This is a genomic window from Clostridium sp. Marseille-Q7071 (assembly GCF_965112025.1).
In genome coordinates this window covers 2,633,886-2,650,620 of record NZ_CBCOPR010000001.1, presented here as the reverse complement: position 1 = coordinate 2,650,620, position 16,735 = coordinate 2,633,886, and the positions used below count along the sequence as shown (strand labels likewise).

At 28.9% G+C, this 16,735-nt stretch carries 16 protein-coding genes; 4 read left to right on the top strand and 12 right to left on the bottom strand.

The window, feature by feature from the left end; all coding sequences use genetic code 11:
- Positions 1-3: 3 nt before the first annotated feature.
- From ACWPW7_RS12395 to ACWPW7_RS12345, 11 genes are all read right to left on the bottom strand, one after another.
- Positions 4-768 carry a CheR family methyltransferase gene (locus ACWPW7_RS12395; protein ID WP_291567749.1) on the bottom strand — a complete coding sequence of 255 codons (765 nt, stop codon included), beginning with the start codon at positions 766-768 and terminating at the stop codon, positions 4-6.
- On the bottom strand, positions 768-1,829 hold the full coding sequence (locus ACWPW7_RS12390) for a protein-glutamate methylesterase/protein-glutamine glutaminase (RefSeq protein ID WP_454053754.1): 1,062 nt from the start codon (positions 1,827-1,829) through the stop codon (positions 768-770). Before ACWPW7_RS12390 ends, ACWPW7_RS12395 begins: the two co-directional genes overlap by 1 nt.
- 22 nt (positions 1,830-1,851) lie before the next feature.
- On the bottom strand, positions 1,852-2,340 hold the full coding sequence (locus ACWPW7_RS12385; RefSeq protein ID WP_454053753.1) for a chemotaxis protein CheD: 489 nt from the start codon (positions 2,338-2,340) through the stop codon (positions 1,852-1,854).
- A 12-nt stretch (positions 2,341-2,352) separates the two neighbouring features.
- On the bottom strand, positions 2,353-2,802 hold the full coding sequence (locus ACWPW7_RS12380; protein ID WP_454055504.1) for a chemotaxis protein CheW: 450 nt from the start codon (positions 2,800-2,802) through the stop codon (positions 2,353-2,355).
- Between the two features lie 8 nt (positions 2,803-2,810).
- Complete coding sequence (locus tag ACWPW7_RS12375; protein WP_454053752.1) at positions 2,811-4,589, bottom strand: DUF342 domain-containing protein; 1,779 nt, start codon at positions 4,587-4,589, stop codon at positions 2,811-2,813.
- 92 nt (positions 4,590-4,681) lie between these two features.
- Complete coding sequence (locus ACWPW7_RS12370) at positions 4,682-5,524, bottom strand: aminotransferase class IV (protein ID WP_454053751.1); 843 nt, start codon at positions 5,522-5,524, stop codon at positions 4,682-4,684.
- The gene (locus tag ACWPW7_RS12365) at positions 5,515-6,156 is read right to left on the bottom strand and encodes an HAD family hydrolase (protein ID WP_454053750.1); all 642 of its coding nucleotides are present in this window, start codon (positions 6,154-6,156) and stop codon (positions 5,515-5,517) included. Before ACWPW7_RS12365 ends, ACWPW7_RS12370 begins: the two co-directional genes overlap by 10 nt.
- A gap of 345 nt (positions 6,157-6,501) precedes the next feature.
- Complete coding sequence (locus ACWPW7_RS12360) at positions 6,502-6,828, bottom strand: DUF1292 domain-containing protein (RefSeq protein WP_454053749.1); 327 nt, start codon at positions 6,826-6,828, stop codon at positions 6,502-6,504.
- A gap of 414 nt (positions 6,829-7,242) precedes the next feature.
- The gene (gene nifJ, locus ACWPW7_RS12355; protein ID WP_454053748.1) at positions 7,243-10,764 is read right to left on the bottom strand and encodes a pyruvate:ferredoxin (flavodoxin) oxidoreductase; all 3,522 of its coding nucleotides are present in this window, start codon (positions 10,762-10,764) and stop codon (positions 7,243-7,245) included.
- A gap of 935 nt (positions 10,765-11,699) precedes the next feature.
- Positions 11,700-11,834, bottom strand: coding sequence for a hypothetical protein (locus ACWPW7_RS12350; protein WP_454053747.1), 135 nt, complete (start codon positions 11,832-11,834; stop codon positions 11,700-11,702).
- A gap of 193 nt (positions 11,835-12,027) precedes the next feature.
- Complete coding sequence (locus ACWPW7_RS12345; RefSeq protein WP_454053746.1) at positions 12,028-13,101, bottom strand: undecaprenyldiphospho-muramoylpentapeptide beta-N-acetylglucosaminyltransferase; 1,074 nt, start codon at positions 13,099-13,101, stop codon at positions 12,028-12,030.
- A gap of 570 nt (positions 13,102-13,671) precedes the next feature.
- Between ACWPW7_RS12345 and ACWPW7_RS12340 the strand changes: the two genes are divergently transcribed.
- The 3 genes from ACWPW7_RS12340 to ACWPW7_RS12330 all read left to right on the top strand — a co-directional run bounded on the left by ACWPW7_RS12340 (position 13,672) and on the right by ACWPW7_RS12330 (position 14,389).
- Complete coding sequence (locus tag ACWPW7_RS12340) at positions 13,672-13,866, top strand: alpha/beta-type small acid-soluble spore protein (RefSeq protein WP_039632435.1); 195 nt, start codon at positions 13,672-13,674, stop codon at positions 13,864-13,866.
- 35 nt (positions 13,867-13,901) lie between these two features.
- On the top strand, positions 13,902-14,090 hold the full coding sequence (locus tag ACWPW7_RS12335) for an alpha/beta-type small acid-soluble spore protein (protein WP_039632433.1): 189 nt from the start codon (positions 13,902-13,904) through the stop codon (positions 14,088-14,090).
- Between the two features lie 110 nt (positions 14,091-14,200).
- Positions 14,201-14,389, top strand: a complete 189-nt coding sequence (locus tag ACWPW7_RS12330; RefSeq protein WP_291566529.1) for an alpha/beta-type small acid-soluble spore protein — start codon at positions 14,201-14,203, stop codon at positions 14,387-14,389.
- A 152-nt stretch (positions 14,390-14,541) separates the two neighbouring features.
- On the opposite strand, the gene ACWPW7_RS12325 is transcribed toward ACWPW7_RS12330, so the two are convergent.
- On the bottom strand, positions 14,542-14,691 hold the full coding sequence (locus tag ACWPW7_RS12325; protein ID WP_454053745.1) for a hypothetical protein: 150 nt from the start codon (positions 14,689-14,691) through the stop codon (positions 14,542-14,544).
- Between the two features lie 758 nt (positions 14,692-15,449).
- Here ACWPW7_RS12325 and ACWPW7_RS12320 point away from each other — a divergent pair.
- Positions 15,450-16,694 carry an HlyC/CorC family transporter gene (locus ACWPW7_RS12320; RefSeq protein WP_454053744.1) on the top strand — a complete coding sequence of 415 codons (1,245 nt, stop codon included), beginning with the start codon at positions 15,450-15,452 and terminating at the stop codon, positions 16,692-16,694.
- Positions 16,695-16,735 lie beyond the last annotated feature (41 nt).

Genomic DNA, 16,735 nt, shown 5'->3' with positions numbered 1-16,735 from the left:
TCCTTAAAGCTTCCTATAAATAAAAGTAGATACTTTTTCAAAATCGAAAGCTTTGTAGTTATATATACTTTCTGTAGCACCTACAAAAAGTATCCCTCCTTTTTTTAAGGATTTACTAAACTTATCATATATTTTATCTTTAACATCTTGGTTAAAGTAGATTACTACATTTCTACATACTATAACATCAAAATTACTGTCATAGTTATCTAATATAAGATCATGTCTTTTAAAACTTACCATTCTTTTAATATTATTATTTATTAAATAATTATTGCCTTCCTTCTGGAAATATTTATTCATTAATGTCTTCGGTATAGTCTTAACTTCCTGCTCAGAATATTCTCCTTTTTTTGCCTTATCAAGTATAGTGTTATCTATATCCGTTGCTATAATCTTATGATTTACATTAGGTGTTGATTCATTTAACATCATAGCTAAAGAATAAGGTTCTGCCCCTATTGAACAAGCTGCACTCCATATTTTTAATGGGTTTTTATAATCTAAATATTTTTTTATCACTTTTTCAAATTCATCAAAAATTTCCGGATTTCTGAAAAATTCTGTTACATTTATTGTTAAATAATCAATGAATTTTTGTCTTTGAGTTAAATCTGTTTTTAAAACTCTTATATATTCTTCTATTGTATTTACACCTACTCTAGACATTAGACTTGATATTCTTCTTTGAAGTTGATTTGACTTATAGGCTGTTAAATCAATTCCTAATTCTCTGAGCACCCATTGCTCTAATGGTCTAAAATCCATTAATCTCTTTCAACTCCTCTAATAGCTCTAACAATTCTGCTTGATACATGGTGCAGTGGTAATACCTCATCAACCATATTTGTTTCAAAGGTAGCTTTTGGCATTCCATAAATTACACAGGTAGATTCGTCTTCCGAGAAAGTATATCCTCCGTTTTTCTTTACTTCTACAGTGCCATTAGCACCGTCTTTGCCCATTCCTGTTAATACAACACTTAATAGACCATTGCCGTAAACCTTTGATGCAGAAATAAACAATTTATCTACTGCTGGCCTTACTCCCCAAATTGCTGGAGTTTCATTTAGCACAATCCTATTATTCTCAACTTCCATATGATAGCCAGCCTTTGCTATATATACTACATTTTTTTCTATAGGCATTTTATCCTCTGCCTCTACCACTTTTAAACTACCTGACCTATTCAGCCTTTCAGCAAATGCTTTAGTAAACCCTATAGGCATATGCTGCACTACCAATACTGGCACTCCTAAGTCACTAGGTAAGGCTGTTATTACACTATAAAGTGCCTTGGGCCCTCCTGTGGAAGCACCAATAACTACACAGTTTATTTTTTTATTAATTTTTTCTGAACTTCTAAGCCTTGTTCTTGAGATAAAAGAAGTAGATTTTTTATTGTTAGTTTCTACTGTAACTTTACTTATTTTAATAGACCTAATTTTCTCTATTAAATCTTCTCTCACCTTATTTATATCTAAGGAAATGGAACCTGATGGCTTAGCAATAAAATCAAAGGCACCGTTTTGTAGACACTCCATTGTAGTTTCTGCACCAGCTTTAGTTAAACTGCTTAACATTATAACCTTCGATGATACTCCTAATTCCTTTAATTTTTTTAAGGTGGTTATACCGTCCATTACCGGCATTTCAACATCTAATGTAATTACATCTGGAATGGTTGTATTTATTTTGCTTAATAGATTTTCTCCATTTCTTGCAATATCAATTACTTCCATATCCGGTTCTGCATTTATCATATCAGAAATAATTCTACGCATAAGTGCCGAATCATCTACCACCATAACTCTTATTTTTCTATCCATTAAATCACCTCAATATGTGAAGTTAAATCTCTTTTATGCCTTCCCCTATAGTTTTCACATACAATATTCCTGTAACTGTATCGAAAATTACAGTTCTTCCTTTATTGCCCCCAGTATCTTCGCTATCTATCGGTATACTTAGCTTTTGTAATATTTCTTTTACTGCTTTAGCATTTCTATCTCCTATATCCATATTCATACTCTTATCAGAGAAATTGAACATAGAAGCCCCTCCAGCAATTTTTGCTCTTAAAAATTTTTCTTTAGCACCTGCATTTTTCATTTGGCTTATCAATGTAGGTATTGCTAAATCTGCAAATTTAAGTTCATTAGTTATTTTACTAAATTTACTACTATCTGGTAGCATTATATGAGCTAGTCCCCCAACTTTTGAATATTTATCAAATAGGGCTATACCAATGCATGAACCAAGGCCTATAGTAATTAGTCTATCTGGTGGTTTTGCTATATTGCAATCGCCAATTCCAATTTTTATCTCTTTATACTCCATAGTTACCCCGCATTAATATACTAATTGCTTTTCTTCTTCAGATAGTATACTTCCAAGAGTTAAGAACACAATTATTCTCTCATCTTCTTTTATTAATCCTTTAATATACCTTTTAGAAACTTGAGAAGCAATATCTGGGGCATCTTCAATTTGATCTTCCATTATTGGCTTTACTTCTGAAACTGAATCTACAATAATACCTATTTTTTTATCATCTTGTCTTGTGACAATAATTTTTAAATGTTCCTCTGAGTCACTAGATATTTTATGAAATCTATCAGAAAGAGATATAACTGGAAGTATATTTCCTTCGTAATTTATAACTCCTTTTAAAAACTCTGGAGAATCCGGAAGCTTTGTTGGGTCTTCATAAGTCAAAATTCTTTCTACCTCCATAATATCTCCGGAATAAAACTGGTCACCGATAGAAAAAATTAACATTTTAATTTCCCTACTCATAATTTCACCTTCTACAATTTAAATTTATCAACCACTAACTCTTTATCATTATCTAAATAAACATGGATGTTCCTACTAGGTTCTTCTAATAAAAATTCCTTCTCACCTATAATAAACTTTGTATTATAATAAGCAGTATCAGCATGGATATGTCCACTTTTCTTTACCTTTAAAATAGTAGAAACTCCTGCAATGGTTCCTACAATCTTGCATTTTATTTCATTGGTTGCATTTATAATACCACCTCTTGTAGTGCTTCTCTCAGCAACGAAATACACACTATCCAGTGCATTTATTTCTGATTTGTAAACTCCTTTTCCATTGATGTAAACGGAGCCTGTGGAGCTAACTTTAGAATCCTGTATATAGTTAGCAGTTAAATTAGATTGGTGCATAGCACCTACTTTAACACTATTTAGCTTTTGTGTAACCATTTGTTGAATTTGCTTTATTTCATTTATAGTTACTATATTAGAAAAATAATTGTTATCCAGCTTATTTTTTACTATAGCATACAAACTATCATAGACCTCTCCTTGTGTTTCCATTACATTTAGCACTTTTTTAACATCATTTCTGAAATTTTTAAATCTACTTTCTACAATAAACTTTACTAACTCTCTATCAGAAATATTATTTGTTATCATCTTTTTATGATTTACTCTAAGTAAAGTATCATAAAGTCTACCTAGTAAATTTTGAAAGTTTTCAAGTTCATTTATATATAGTGAATAATCCAAACTTTCACTGCCTACTATAATGGATGATGATATTATATTACCCTTAACTGTAATATTTCCTCCTGCTTTTAACTCAGCACGAAGCACGTTTGAATTAACTGTTAATTCATGACCTGCTTCTACAGTCATTCCTTCTTTAACATCACCATAAATTATTACATCTCCTATGAATTTAATGTTACCTGTAGAAATATCTACATCCTTATTGATTTGGTGTACTTTTTCTACAGAAAACATATTTCCTTTCACATGCGGCTTTCCATCAATAGTAGCTATAATTGAATTATTTTCAAGTCTACATCCATTATTAGCAAAAACTTTCTTTTCCTTACGCTTTCTAGGCCTTTGCAATTGACCATAGACATTAAATCCTATAGCACCTTCTTGTCCTTCTTTTAATGCTGCTATAACATCTCCTCTGTGAACTACTTCTACAGCTCCAATAGATTTAAAATCTACAGTTCCTTTTTCATCAACCTCTAATTTTTTATCAAATTCTGATTGAAAAAATACTTCTATTTCATCATCTACAGGTTGTGTAGGTTCCTTACCTTTAGAAATAATTAAATTTCCAATGTTCTCTTCTTCACAACATTTTTTTATTGCTTCATTATCTATTCCATAAATTATTCCTAAATTAGATAGTTCACTTAATATTTGAAGCTCAGTATACTTAGGTGGCATAGTGACACCAACATATTGTATACCTGGTATTAGTTCTGTTAATAATTCTGTATCCTTTAGCTTGTACTCTTCTTTAGGAACATACCTTAAGGAAATTCTTGCTTCCATTTTATCTTCTGATACTGATAAATTTAATTCTCTTTTAGCCTCTGTTTCTCTAATTCTTATCTCAATATTGTTCTCTTCAAAAACTTCGATAGGAGAAATAACTTCTCTACTATCTACAATTATTTGTACTTCATCACAAGGTAAGATTTTCGCCGGTTTATTTCCATCTATAGGATTAATAACAACCACTTTTCCATTTTCAATTTTTATAAGTCCCATTCCTTGCTTATTAATTAAGCTGCTATTCAAATTTGCCATAAATATCCTCCTACCCCTTAACACACTTAGGTAAATGAATTAATGACATTTTATTTTAATTATCGTCATTTTTCTTACCTACTTTATATTTTTTAAAGAATTTTAAACTTAATTATATCCTGAGCAATTATTTCATTAAATTTATCCATAATTTTCTTAGTTATTTTATCTTCTTGTGATTTAATGATTATATCTCCCACAGAATTTATAGGTAATACTTTTGGTGAAGTTCCAGAAATAAATAATCCCTTTAAAGTATTTATTTCATTATAGCTTATAGGTTTTTCTTCAACTTTCAAATTTAAAGCATTACATGCTTCAATTATTTTCATTCTAGTGATTCCTGGCAATACACCTTTAAGAGGCGCTGTTAAAACTACTTCATCTTTTATCATGAAAATATTTGATCTACTTCCCTCTGTTATATAACCATTTCTATCAACTAAAATTGCTTCATAGGCATTATTAGATTTTATTTCACTATTTACCTTTTCTCTAAATTGATTATTAATAACCTTAGCATTAGGGTTTTCTCTTTCCCCAAAGTATAGTATAGTTTTTACTCCTTCCTTATACATTTCTTCACTTGGATAACTGTGCTTAATAAAGAATATATATATATTCTCCTTATCTAATATAAGTTTTATATTTCCTTCGTAAACTTTGTTTACTTTTACTAATTCTAATATATCTCTAGAAAGCCCTTCCTTATTAATAGTGATTTCTTGCTCAGTTAATCCTATGGAATTTTCCAATCTTTCTATATGTTCTTTTAAAAATAGTGGTTTTCCATCTATTATTCTTATTACCTCATATAATAGTTTGCTTCCAGTTGGTTTTATATTTTCATATTGATCTGCTTCTTTTATTTCTCCATTATATATAAAATATTTATTGATAACTTCACTCACATCTATCTTCTCCTTTACTTCCATTTTAATATTTCAATAGTATCATGGTATTTTTTATAATTGATTAAATAAGCATTTCCTACTAAATTGAAAAGCGGCAAATCCGATAGTGAATCGGAAAACATATAAGAATTTTTAAAATCAATCTCTATATTATCTTTTTTAATTTCTTCCATAAGCCTAATTACTTTTTCTTCGCCTTTGCAGTTTTTCCCTTCAATTATCGGCCTATGCATACTATTTTCCACTTTAAATCTTGTGCCAATAATCTTATCTACTTCTTTTATGTTGTATAGTTCTTTTAGATAAAACTCTGCTGAAGCGGAAATTAAATATATTTTACATCCCTCTTCTTTTAATTTTCTCATCATATTAATAGCGTCATCATAAAGAATTTTAGATAGTCTTTCTTCATAAAAATCCTTTACTATCTGCTGCATTTCATCTTCCTTTATACCATCAATAAATCTTATAAAGGTCTCTTTAGCTTTTGATGCATCTCTTAACTTTAATATATACAATATGGTAGATAATATATTGCGTGGTGCATACATTATTAGTTTTGGTTTCTTCCTTAACATAAACATATATAATTCAAATAACGTTTCTCTTTTTGTAAGAGTATAGTCAATATCAAATATAGCTAGTCTTTCCATTCTTTCTCTCCTACCTTGAAAAATATATTTTATTACCTATCTATTATATGACAATTTCATAAATTATACCAAAAAATTTTGCATAATAACTTTTAATTCAATTTATAATTATTACTTTTAACCAAAAATTATAAATTGAATTAAAGATTAATAATAAAAATAAATAATACAATTGAATTTATTTTATTTTTATGTAATACGAAATATCTATAATTGACATTCTTCGTTTTTTACCTACAATTAAACAAAGTAGTAAATTGAGTAAATATTTCTACATATTACTAGTAATATAATTATACACCAAAAAAGCAAAAAGTCGCTTATACATAGCGACTTTTTAATTTATTAATCTTCTTGTGTAATTAACTCTTCGTAATAAGCTTTAGCTGCTTCATATTCTTCATCTTCTGGAACAACTAATTCTCCTACTTCGTCATCTCCTACAACTTTAAATAAATATATAGCTCCATCTTCTGGATTTTGAACTAAGGCATATTCATTTTCATTGTACATAAATCCATCTACTATTTCACATAGAACCGTATTTCCATTTTCATCTTCTAATTCAACTGTTAATACTTCATGTTCTCCGCAACCACATCCGCAATCTTCATGTTCATGATTATGTTCTTCATGACCACAACCACATCCGCAATTTTTATTTTCTTCCATAGTAATTACCTCCTCTATGTTTATGTTATCATTTTACCCTTATTTATCAAATAATAAAAGCATTTTCAGGTAAAAATATAAAAATTTAAATATTAAATTAATTTATAACATTAATTCTATATTATTATGCCCTTTTATTGTAAATAAATACACTTTATGAATTGAAGATTGAAAATTGACGATGGACAATTATGGATATTTCTCAGTTATCACTGAGAAATTTCAAATTGATTCTTTTTTTAAAGTTACAGAGTAACTTTTTTTTAAAAAGCCTAGCAATTTTATTGCTAGGTAAAAATAAATTAAAGAAATTATTTTGCCTAAAAATAATTTCCACATTAATTGTCAATTGTCCATTTTCAATTCTCAATTGTAAAAGGATGAGAGATATCTCTCATCCTTTTTTTCTATTTATTATTTAGAAAAATCTTGAGCTGCAAGTCTTTTGTAGCCTTCTAATCTTTCTTTTGCATCTTGTTCAGTTTTAGCAAATAATTTCTCAGCTTGTTCTGGGAATGCCTTAGCTAATGATGCATATCTTACTTCACCCATTAGGTAATCTCTAAATGATAATGTTGGCTCTTTAGAATCTAAGCTAAATGGGTTCTTTCCTTCCTCTTTTAGCATTGGGTTGTATCTGTATAATGCCCAATATCCAGATTGAACTGCAAGTTTAGTTTCTAATTGAGTAGCACCCATACCATTTTTAATTCCGTGGTTTATACATGGAGCATATGCAATGATTAATGATGGACCATCATATGCTTCTGCTTCTCTTATAGCTTTAAGAGTTTGATTTTGGTCAGCTCCCATAGCTATTTGAGCAACGTAAACATATCCATAGCTCATTGCCATCATTCCAAGGTCTTTCTTCTTAGTTCTCTTACCAGCAGCTGCAAATTTAGCTATAGCAGCAGTTGGAGTAGATTTTGAAGATTGTCCTCCTGTATTTGAGTAAACTTCTGTATCAAATACTAGTACATTTACATTTTCTCCAGTAGCTAAAACGTGGTCAACTCCGCCGTATCCAATATCATAAGCCCAACCGTCTCCTCCAAAGATCCATTGTGATCTCTTAACGAAGAAGTCTTTTTTGTTATAAACTTCTGTTAATATAGCATTGTCTTTTCCTACTTCTAATAATGGCAATATCTTATCCGCAAGAACTTTAGTAGCTTCTGCATCATCTTTCTTATCTAGCCACTCATTGAATAGAACTTTTAATTCTTCAGAAATGTTACCATTTACTACTTCTTTAACAGCTAACTCTAATTTTCCTCTTAATTGGTTAACTCCTAAGAACATACCTAATCCAAACTCAGCATTGTCTTCAAATAATGAGTTTGCCCAAGCTGGTCCTTTACCTTTATGGTTAACTGTATATGGAGTTGAAGGAGCACTTCCTCCCCAAATAGAAGAACATCCTGTAGCATTAGCTACCATCATTCTATCACCATATAATTGAGTTACAAGTTTAGCATATGGAGTTTCTCCACAACCTGCGCAAGCACCGCTGAACTCTAATAATGGAGTTTCAAATTGGCTACCTTTAACACTTGCTACTCCCATTGGGTTTGACATCTTAGGTAGTGATAAATTAAATTCCCAATTTTCTATTTGTTTAGCTTGTGTATCAAATGGCTTCATGATAAGAGCCTTTTCTTTCGCTGGACAAACTTGAGCACAGTTTCCACAGCCTGTACAATCTTGGATACTTACTCCTATATTGAATTTCAATCCTTCAAATGCCTTTCCACCTTTAGCATCTACGAAGTCTAAAGTTTCTGGAGCATTTTTATAAGAGTCCTCTGTTCCTATGAATGGTCTAATTACTGCATGTGGACATACATATGAACATTGGTTACATTGTATACATTTATCTGGTTGCCATTCTGGTACATTAATAGCAATTTCTCTCTTTTCGAAAGCAGCTGTACCTGGTTCAAATGTACCATCTTCTCTATCTATAAATGCACTTACAGGAAGCTTGTCTCCTTCTTGTCTATTCATAACATCAACTATGTTTTTAATGAAATCTGGTCTTTCTTGGATTGGTTTCATTTCATCTTGTGCATTCTTCCAAGATTCTGGCACTTCTATTTTAACAACTGAGTTTACACCTGCATCTATGGCATCATGGTTCATCTTGACAACCTTTTCACCCTTCTTACCATAAGAGGCAACAACAGCTTTCTTTAAGTGATCAACTGCTTCTTCTATTGGAATTATATCAGCTAATTTAAAGAATGCAGCTTGCATTATCATATTAATTCTTCCACCTAATCCTATTTCTTCTGCTATTTTAACAGCGTTAATAGTATAGAATTTAATATCGTGTTCTGCTATATATCTCTTCATGCTAGCTGGTAAATGTGCTTCTAATTCTTCCTTATTCCAAATACAGTTTAATAAGAATGTTCCATTATCTTTTATTCCAGATAATACATCATATTTATTAACATATGACTGATTGTGACATCCAACATAGTTAGCATGGTTTATTAAATATGGTGATTTAATTGGTTTTTTACCAAATCTTAAGTGAGATACTGTTATACCACCTGATTTTTTAGAGTCGTATGAGAAGTATGCTTGAGCATACATGTTAGTGTTATCTCCAATGATTTTAATAGCACTTTTGTTCGCTCCAACAGTACCATCTGATCCAAGACCCCAGAATTTACATTCTATTGTTCCATCAGTTGTAGTTCTGATTTCTCTTGATGTCTCTAATGAAGTATGAGTTACATCATCATTTATACCAACTGTAAAGCCATTTTTTAGACTTTCATTATTTAAATGGTCAAATACAGTAACTATTTGAGATGGAGTAGTGTCTTTTGATCCTAATCCGTATCTTCCACCTATTATAACTGGTCTATTTTCTATATCATAGTAAGCAGTTCTTACATCTTGATATAATGGCTCTCCAGCAGAACCTGGTTCTTTTGTTCTATCTAAAACAGCTACCTTCTTAACAGTTTTTGGTATGTATTTGAAGAAGTGTTCTAATGAGAACGGTCTATATAAGTGAACTTTTAATAGTCCTACTTTTTCTCCACGAGCTGTTAAATAATCGATAGTTTCTTCTATAACATCACAAACTGAACCCATAGCAACTATCATTCTATCTGCATCTTGTGCACCATAGTAGTTGAATAGGTGATAGTCTGTACCTATTTCTTTATTTATCATTTCCATGTATTTTTCAACGATTTCTGGTATTGCATGATAGAATTTATTAGATGCTTCTCTAGCTTGGAAGTATATATCTGGGTTTTGTGCTGTTCCTCTTGTTACTGGATTGTTTGGATTTAAAGCTTTACTTCTGAATACTTCAACAGCTTCTTTATTTGCAAATTTAGCTAGTGTTTCGTAATCCCAAGCTTCAATTTTTTGAACTTCATGAGATGTTCTAAAGCCGTCAAAGAAGTGTAGGAAAGGAACTCTTCCTTCTAATGCAGCTAAGTGAGCAACTGGTGCTAAGTCCATAACTTCTTGAACGCTATTAGTTGCAAGTAATGCATATCCTGTTTGTCTTGCAGCCATTACGTCTTGATGGTCTCCAAATATTGATAACGCTTGAGCAGCTAGTGCTCTAGCACTTACATGAAATACACCTGGTAATAGTTCTCCAGCAATTTTGTACATGTTAGGAATCATAAGTAATAGTCCTTGTGAAGCGGTAAATGTAGTAGTTAATGCTCCAGCTTGTAATGAACCATGTACTGCTCCTGCAGCTCCAGCTTCAGATTGCATTTCCATCATTTTTACAGTTTGACCAAAGATATTTTTTCTTCCTTGTGCTGCCCATTCATCACAGTGTTCTGCCATTGGTGATGATGGTGTGATTGGATATATCGCAGCTACATCTGTAAAGGCATATGCTACGTGAGCAGCAGCGGTATTTCCATCCATAGTCTTCATTTTTCTCATCGTCCAAACCTTCTTTCTTTGTAAAATTTACTTTTGAGTTTTCTCTCATAATTTACATTATCTGAAAATAAAACTGATGATAAAAATTGGGAGAAACACTTTTAAAAGTACATTTTATATATAATATTTTTACTAAAAAATAGCATGTTATACACCTTTCATTATATACTATAGTCTTCAAATTTCAAGTATTAATTACCACTTTAATTGTTAGATTTTTAACTATTTATTATTCCTATTCTTTAATATAAACTCTTGATTTAACAATGATATTTCTATGTTAAATTTGTCTTTTTCTAAATTTTCTTTATTTTTTTGCACTTTATATTCTCTATGAATATAAAAATATAATATTTAAGGGTATTATATTTTTAAATTTAAATCATATTCTTCTCTCAAAATTTTTACTCTTTTAATTTTTTGTAGTATACTGTATCCTAAAATTCTCTCTATCTGATATTTTACGAAAATTATAGAGTTTTCTTTTTTATCTATATTGTTTTTAAATGATAAATTTTCCTCATATTTTCACCAGTGCTGCTTGCAGTAATAATCTTGACCTTACATATATACTTTTATGCCACTGATTCTTTATAATGCTTTGTATGATTTTTATCAAACTTTCATTGTGAAATATATCACTATATGTGGTTTCTAAAATCACATAGTCATCTTTTGTAAATATAGTGAGATTCTTAATTATAGAAATTATTACATTTCTTAAGTGTCCGCTATATACAACTTTTACGTCCTCATTATTTTCATTTAGAAAGATTTCATAAATAGCAATCCCTAAAAGGTGTCTATCATCTTTTTAAATAGCCTTCTCATCTTCATAAAGTTCTATTTCCTCTTCATAAGCATATCACTCAAAATGTTTTAATACTTTTTTATATCTTCTATATGATATAAAGACTTTATAAACTCTACCCCCTTTATTTTTCTTTTTTATTTTTAAAGTTCCAATCCACATCTTGACTATATACAGAATTTATAGGCATATTATTACACCTATCTAAATTTCCTTCTGTACGTATTATTTTTTCTTTGAAATTCTTTTTATATAACAAGGGCCTTCTTCCAATGAAATTAATGTGAGTGTTAAATAATATCAAAATATCTATTTCCTGAAAATTAATTTTAAATAATTTAAATTTTACACTATAATATTACTAACTATGGAGACTTAATCTTTTAAAAAGAAGTTTTTTAAACTTTATTCAATTAAAATGGATTCATTGTAATTATAAAAAGCCGTGATAATCACGGCTTTTTATAAGTCTCTATTAACTCTATAATTTTATCAATACTATTTTTTACATCACTTTTGTCCATAGCATCAACATATTTTTCTCTATTTAAGTATAATTCATCTAATTTTTCCAATAAAACTTGAGGATCTAAATTTTCTTCCTCTATAACCATGCTATATCCGTTTTTTTCAAAGGATTTAGCATTTAGTATTTGATCTCCTCTACTTGCCTTTGCAGAAAGTGGTATAAGTAAATTAGGCTTTTTAAGAGATAGTAATTCAAAAATAAAGTTTGCACCTGCTCTTGACACAACTATAGAAGCTGCTTTCATTAAATGTGGTAATTCTTCTTTTACATATTCAAACTGTACATACCCTTCAATATTTCTATGTTTTTCTGATAAATTTCCCTTACCACAAACATGAATTATGTTAAATTTTTTTAATAGTTCTTGTAAGTTTTCTCTTACAACTTCATTTATAAATCTTGATCCTAAACTTCCACCAACTACTAATACAATTGGCTTATCTTCTTTAAAATTGCATATTTGCTGTCCTTTTAGTTTACTACCCTGTAATAGTTCATTTCTTATTGGTAGTCCAGTAAGTACCGCCTTTTTATTCTCAATATGGCTAAGTGCCTCTGGAAAAGTTACACAAATTTTAGTGCAATATGGCATTGAAATTTTATTTGCAAGTCCTGGTGTCATATCTGCTTCATGAATAATAACAGGAATTTTATTAAATTTTGCTGCTAATACTACTGGCACAGATACAAATCCGCCTTTAGAAAATACTATATTAGGTTTTTCATTTTTAAGTATAGATATAGCATCAAAGACTCCTTTTATCACTCTAAAAGGATCTGTAAAGTTTTTAACATCAAAGTATCTTCTTAGTTTACCACTGGAAATAACATGATATTTTATATTTTCTGCCTCAATTAATTGACGCTCTATACCATTTTTAGTTCCTACATATTGTATATCATAACCTAAAGCTTTTAGCTTTGGCATCAATGCTATATTTGGTGTAACATGGCCAGCAGATCCTCCACCAGTCATGATTATTTTTTTTTCATTCAAAGTATTACCCCCTAGAAATAGTTCAGTGTTTTTTATTTAATACATAAATTGCAATTACGGACACCTTTTATATGTGTAAATAAAGTTTAACTCTTTAGATGACTCTATTACTTTTAAAAGCTTTCAAAATTAGATTAATATACCCTTTTTACAGATGTATTACTTTAAATTTTAATGTAAAAATAAATATAATAGTTCTTTTATGTATTTATTAAAGTTATTTAAGTAATAAATATATATCAATTGAAAATTAAAAGTCAATAAAAATTTAATAATAAATAAAAAACAAAAAATTATTTTTTATTTTTTTATTTTTTTTAATGCATGACTAAATATTACTTTAGAATATTGATTTTAAAGGCTTTATAATAATTTTTGAACACAGTTTATTTTAAGATTTTCTACTAAATATAATACTCATTTTTGTATAAATTGTTAATATTGGTATCTATATTACCTAATATATACCAAAGCAAGAATTATATTCAGTTCTTTCCTTTAAATTAATAAAATAAAAGATTTATATGCGGTTAAACTAATAGTACCAAAAGAAAAGGAGGTGTTCAAGAAATGGCTAATAACAATAACAGAATATTAGTTCCACAAGCTAGAGAAGGATTAAACAACTTTAAAATGGAAGCTGCTAAAGAAGTAGGAGTTAATCTTAAAAATGGTTACAATGGAGACTTAACTTCTAGAGAAAACGGTTCAGTTGGCGGACAAATGGTTAAAAAAATGGTTGAATCCTACGAAAGAGGATTATAGTTAATCTGTACTAAATAAAAAGGAGGTACTCACAAATGAGCAGAAACAGAGTTTTAGTACCAGAAGCAAGAGAAGGATTAGATAGATTTAAAATGGAAGCTGCTAAAGAAGTAGGAGTTAATCTTAAAAATGGTTACAACGGAGATTTAACTTCTAGAGAAAACGGTTCAGTTGGCGGACAAATGGTTAAAAAAATGGTGGAAGCTTACGAAAGAAATTTATAATAACTGCCAAAAATTAAATACTATAAATAAAAATTCAAAATCAATACTAATAATGTAGTTAATAGTTACATTTAGTATACCATTAACTTAAAAATAAGGAGGCAATTTGTATGAGCAGAAATAGAGTTTTAGTACCAGAAGCTAGAGAAGGATTAAACAACTTTAAAATGGAAGCTGCTAAAGAAGTAGGAGTTAATCTTAAAAATGGTTACAACGGAGACTTAACTTCTAGAGAAGCTGGTTCAATTGGCGGACAAATGGTTAAGAAAATGGTTGAATCTTACGAAAGAGGATTATAGTCTTAAAATAGCAGACTTACAATTGAATATGAATATAAGGATAAGCGTGACTTAGGTCACGCTTATTTAATTGTCAGTTTAACTTATAAAAAAAATAAGAAACTCTAAAATTTAGAGTTTCTTATTTTTTCTAAAATATTGCTTTCATTTCCTTATTGCAAATCACAATTTTGATTATCATCTAATTCATTTTTTTGTTCATTTTTTTGGTTGTTTCTTAAGTCATTTTGTACATTTTGTAATTCATTTACTGAATTTTTAAGATCTTGATTTTCATTTTTTTTATTTTCTATATTTTTCATGATAGTTTCCTCCTTATATTATATTTAATTTTTCTTTGCCTTACGATATTATTATTTGCATTTAAATTTTAAATATTCTTTAATAATATTGAGCATTATGTAACTATAATCCATAAAATCTAACTTTTTATTTGAATCTTTAATTTTTATAAAGCTTAATTATTTTTTATTTTTATCTAGAAGCTTTAATATGAATATGTCAAATCTATAATACACATATACCAGTTCTAAAATTAGCATATATTTGAGACTATTGATGCTTTTAGTATTATAATTAAAACTATTGAATTCACAATTGTGGATATTTCTCAGCAGAAACTGAGAAATTTAGAATTGATTATTTTAAAGTGATATAGTTAGTTTTGGCAATATAGTTTAGTTACATTATCTTTTCAAGTGACAAAGTCACTCTTATTAAAAAATCTATTTAAAGAAATTAATTTATAAAATTAATTTCAACCGTAATTGTGCATTATGAATTTTGAATTGTGCATTATTTTAAATTGTTGATTAAAATATTTAATGGAATAGTTATTAGTTATAAATTAACTTTTTAAGTAGTTTATCTATATGCATAATGAAAATTATTTAATATATATGGTGCATTGGTTACTAATTTCTACTTAAATATAGAAAAACTTGTCCTTAAAGAACTTTTTTAATAATTTTTAAATTTTTTCGAACTTTTGTAAATTTCCTAGATATGCTATAATATATTTATTAACTAAATATTGTGCTTTAAGGAGTGTGTTGTAATTTTGGAGCCTGGTAGTACGTGGCAATTTATTATTTTAATCATTCTCATATGCGGTTCTGCTTTTTTTTCTGCTTCTGAAACTGCACTTATGTCTCTAAACAAAATTAAACTAAGACATATGGTAGATGAAGATGTAAAAGGTGCAAAAAAAGTTCAAAAGCTAAACGATGATCCAAGCAAGCTTTTAGGAACTTTACTAGTAGGTAATAATATAGTGAACATTGCCAGTTCATCTTTAGCAACTGCTGTTGCTATAAAAATGTTAGGTTCTGAAGGGGTCGCTATAGCAACTTTAGTGATGACTATAGTAATTCTTATTTTTGGAGAAATTACCCCTAAAACTTTGGCCTCACAAAATGCTGAAAAAATTTCTTTATTAGTTGCACCTATCATATCTGTAGCCTCAATAATTTTAAAGCCTTTGGTTTCATTGACTACATTTATAGCTAATATTCTTATATCAATACTAGGCGGTAAAGCTTCTAATACTGTTCCTCTAATAACAGAGGCAGAATTAAAAACTATTGTAGATGTAAGTGAAGAAGAAGGCATTTTAGAAGTGGAAGAAAAAGAAATAATTCATAAAGTATTTGAGTTTGGCGACCTATATGTAAAAGATGCTATGGTTCAAAGAGTGGATGTAATTGCCATAGAACTAAACTCTACTTTTGAAGAAATTATGCAGGTTATTAAGGAAGAGCAATTTTCAAGAATACCGGTTTATCAAGAAACTATAGATAATATAGTAGGTATTATCTATGTGAAAGATATATTGATGGCTGATTTCAAAGAAGATGAGTTTCGTATAAAAAACCATATGAGAAAACCTTATTATACTTATGAATATAAGAAGGTTATTGATTTATTTAGAGAAATAAATAAAACCAGACAACATATGAACATAGTTTTAGACGAGTATGGTGGTACTGTTGGTATTATAACTATAGAAGATATGTTGGAGGAAATTGTTGGAGAAATTGATGACGAATATGACGAACAACATTCAGAAATCACTATAATCAATGATAGTGAATATCTAGTTGATGGAAGTGTTAAAATTGAAGATATCAATGATCTTATAGGAACTGATATCCACTCCCATGAGTTTGATTCTATTGGTGGTTTTATTATAGGTGAATTAGGAAATTTTCCACAGTTGAAACAACAAATTGTTTTTAAAGATAAAAAATTTATTGTTGAAGAAATTGAAAAAAATAGAATTAAAAAAGTAAAAATTTTATTATAGATTTATACAATTAATAATAAAAAAGGAAAAGTTATTTGTAA

Excerpts from the sequence above, each read along its gene's own strand:
- ACWPW7_RS12335 (WP_039632433.1), top strand. The coding sequence starts at position 13,902 with ATGAGCAGAAACAGAGTTTTAGTACCAGAAGCAAGAGAAGGATTAGAT.
- ACWPW7_RS12330 (WP_291566529.1), top strand. The coding sequence starts at position 14,201 with ATGAGCAGAAATAGAGTTTTAGTACCAGAAGCTAGAGAAGGATTAAAC.
- ACWPW7_RS12325 (WP_454053745.1), bottom strand. The coding sequence starts at position 14,691 with ATGAAAAATATAGAAAATAAAAAAAATGAAAATCAAGATCTTAAAAAT.
- ACWPW7_RS12340 (WP_039632435.1), top strand. The coding sequence starts at position 13,672 with ATGGCTAATAACAATAACAGAATATTAGTTCCACAAGCTAGAGAAGGA.
- nifJ (WP_454053748.1), bottom strand. The coding sequence starts at position 10,764 with ATGAGAAAAATGAAGACTATGGATGGAAATACCGCTGCTGCTCACGTA.
- ACWPW7_RS12365 (WP_454053750.1), bottom strand. The coding sequence starts at position 6,156 with ATGGAAAGACTAGCTATATTTGATATTGACTATACTCTTACAAAAAGA.
- ACWPW7_RS12375 (WP_454053752.1), bottom strand. The coding sequence starts at position 4,589 with ATGGCAAATTTGAATAGCAGCTTAATTAATAAGCAAGGAATGGGACTT.
- ACWPW7_RS12360 (WP_454053749.1), bottom strand. The coding sequence starts at position 6,828 with ATGGAAGAAAATAAAAATTGCGGATGTGGTTGTGGTCATGAAGAACAT.
- ACWPW7_RS12390 (WP_454053754.1), bottom strand. The coding sequence starts at position 1,829 with ATGGATAGAAAAATAAGAGTTATGGTGGTAGATGATTCGGCACTTATG.
- ACWPW7_RS12370 (WP_454053751.1), bottom strand. The coding sequence starts at position 5,524 with ATGGAAGTAAAGGAGAAGATAGATGTGAGTGAAGTTATCAATAAATAT.
- ACWPW7_RS12395 (WP_291567749.1), bottom strand. The coding sequence starts at position 768 with ATGGATTTTAGACCATTAGAGCAATGGGTGCTCAGAGAATTAGGAATT.
- ACWPW7_RS12385 (WP_454053753.1), bottom strand. The coding sequence starts at position 2,340 with ATGGAGTATAAAGAGATAAAAATTGGAATTGGCGATTGCAATATAGCA.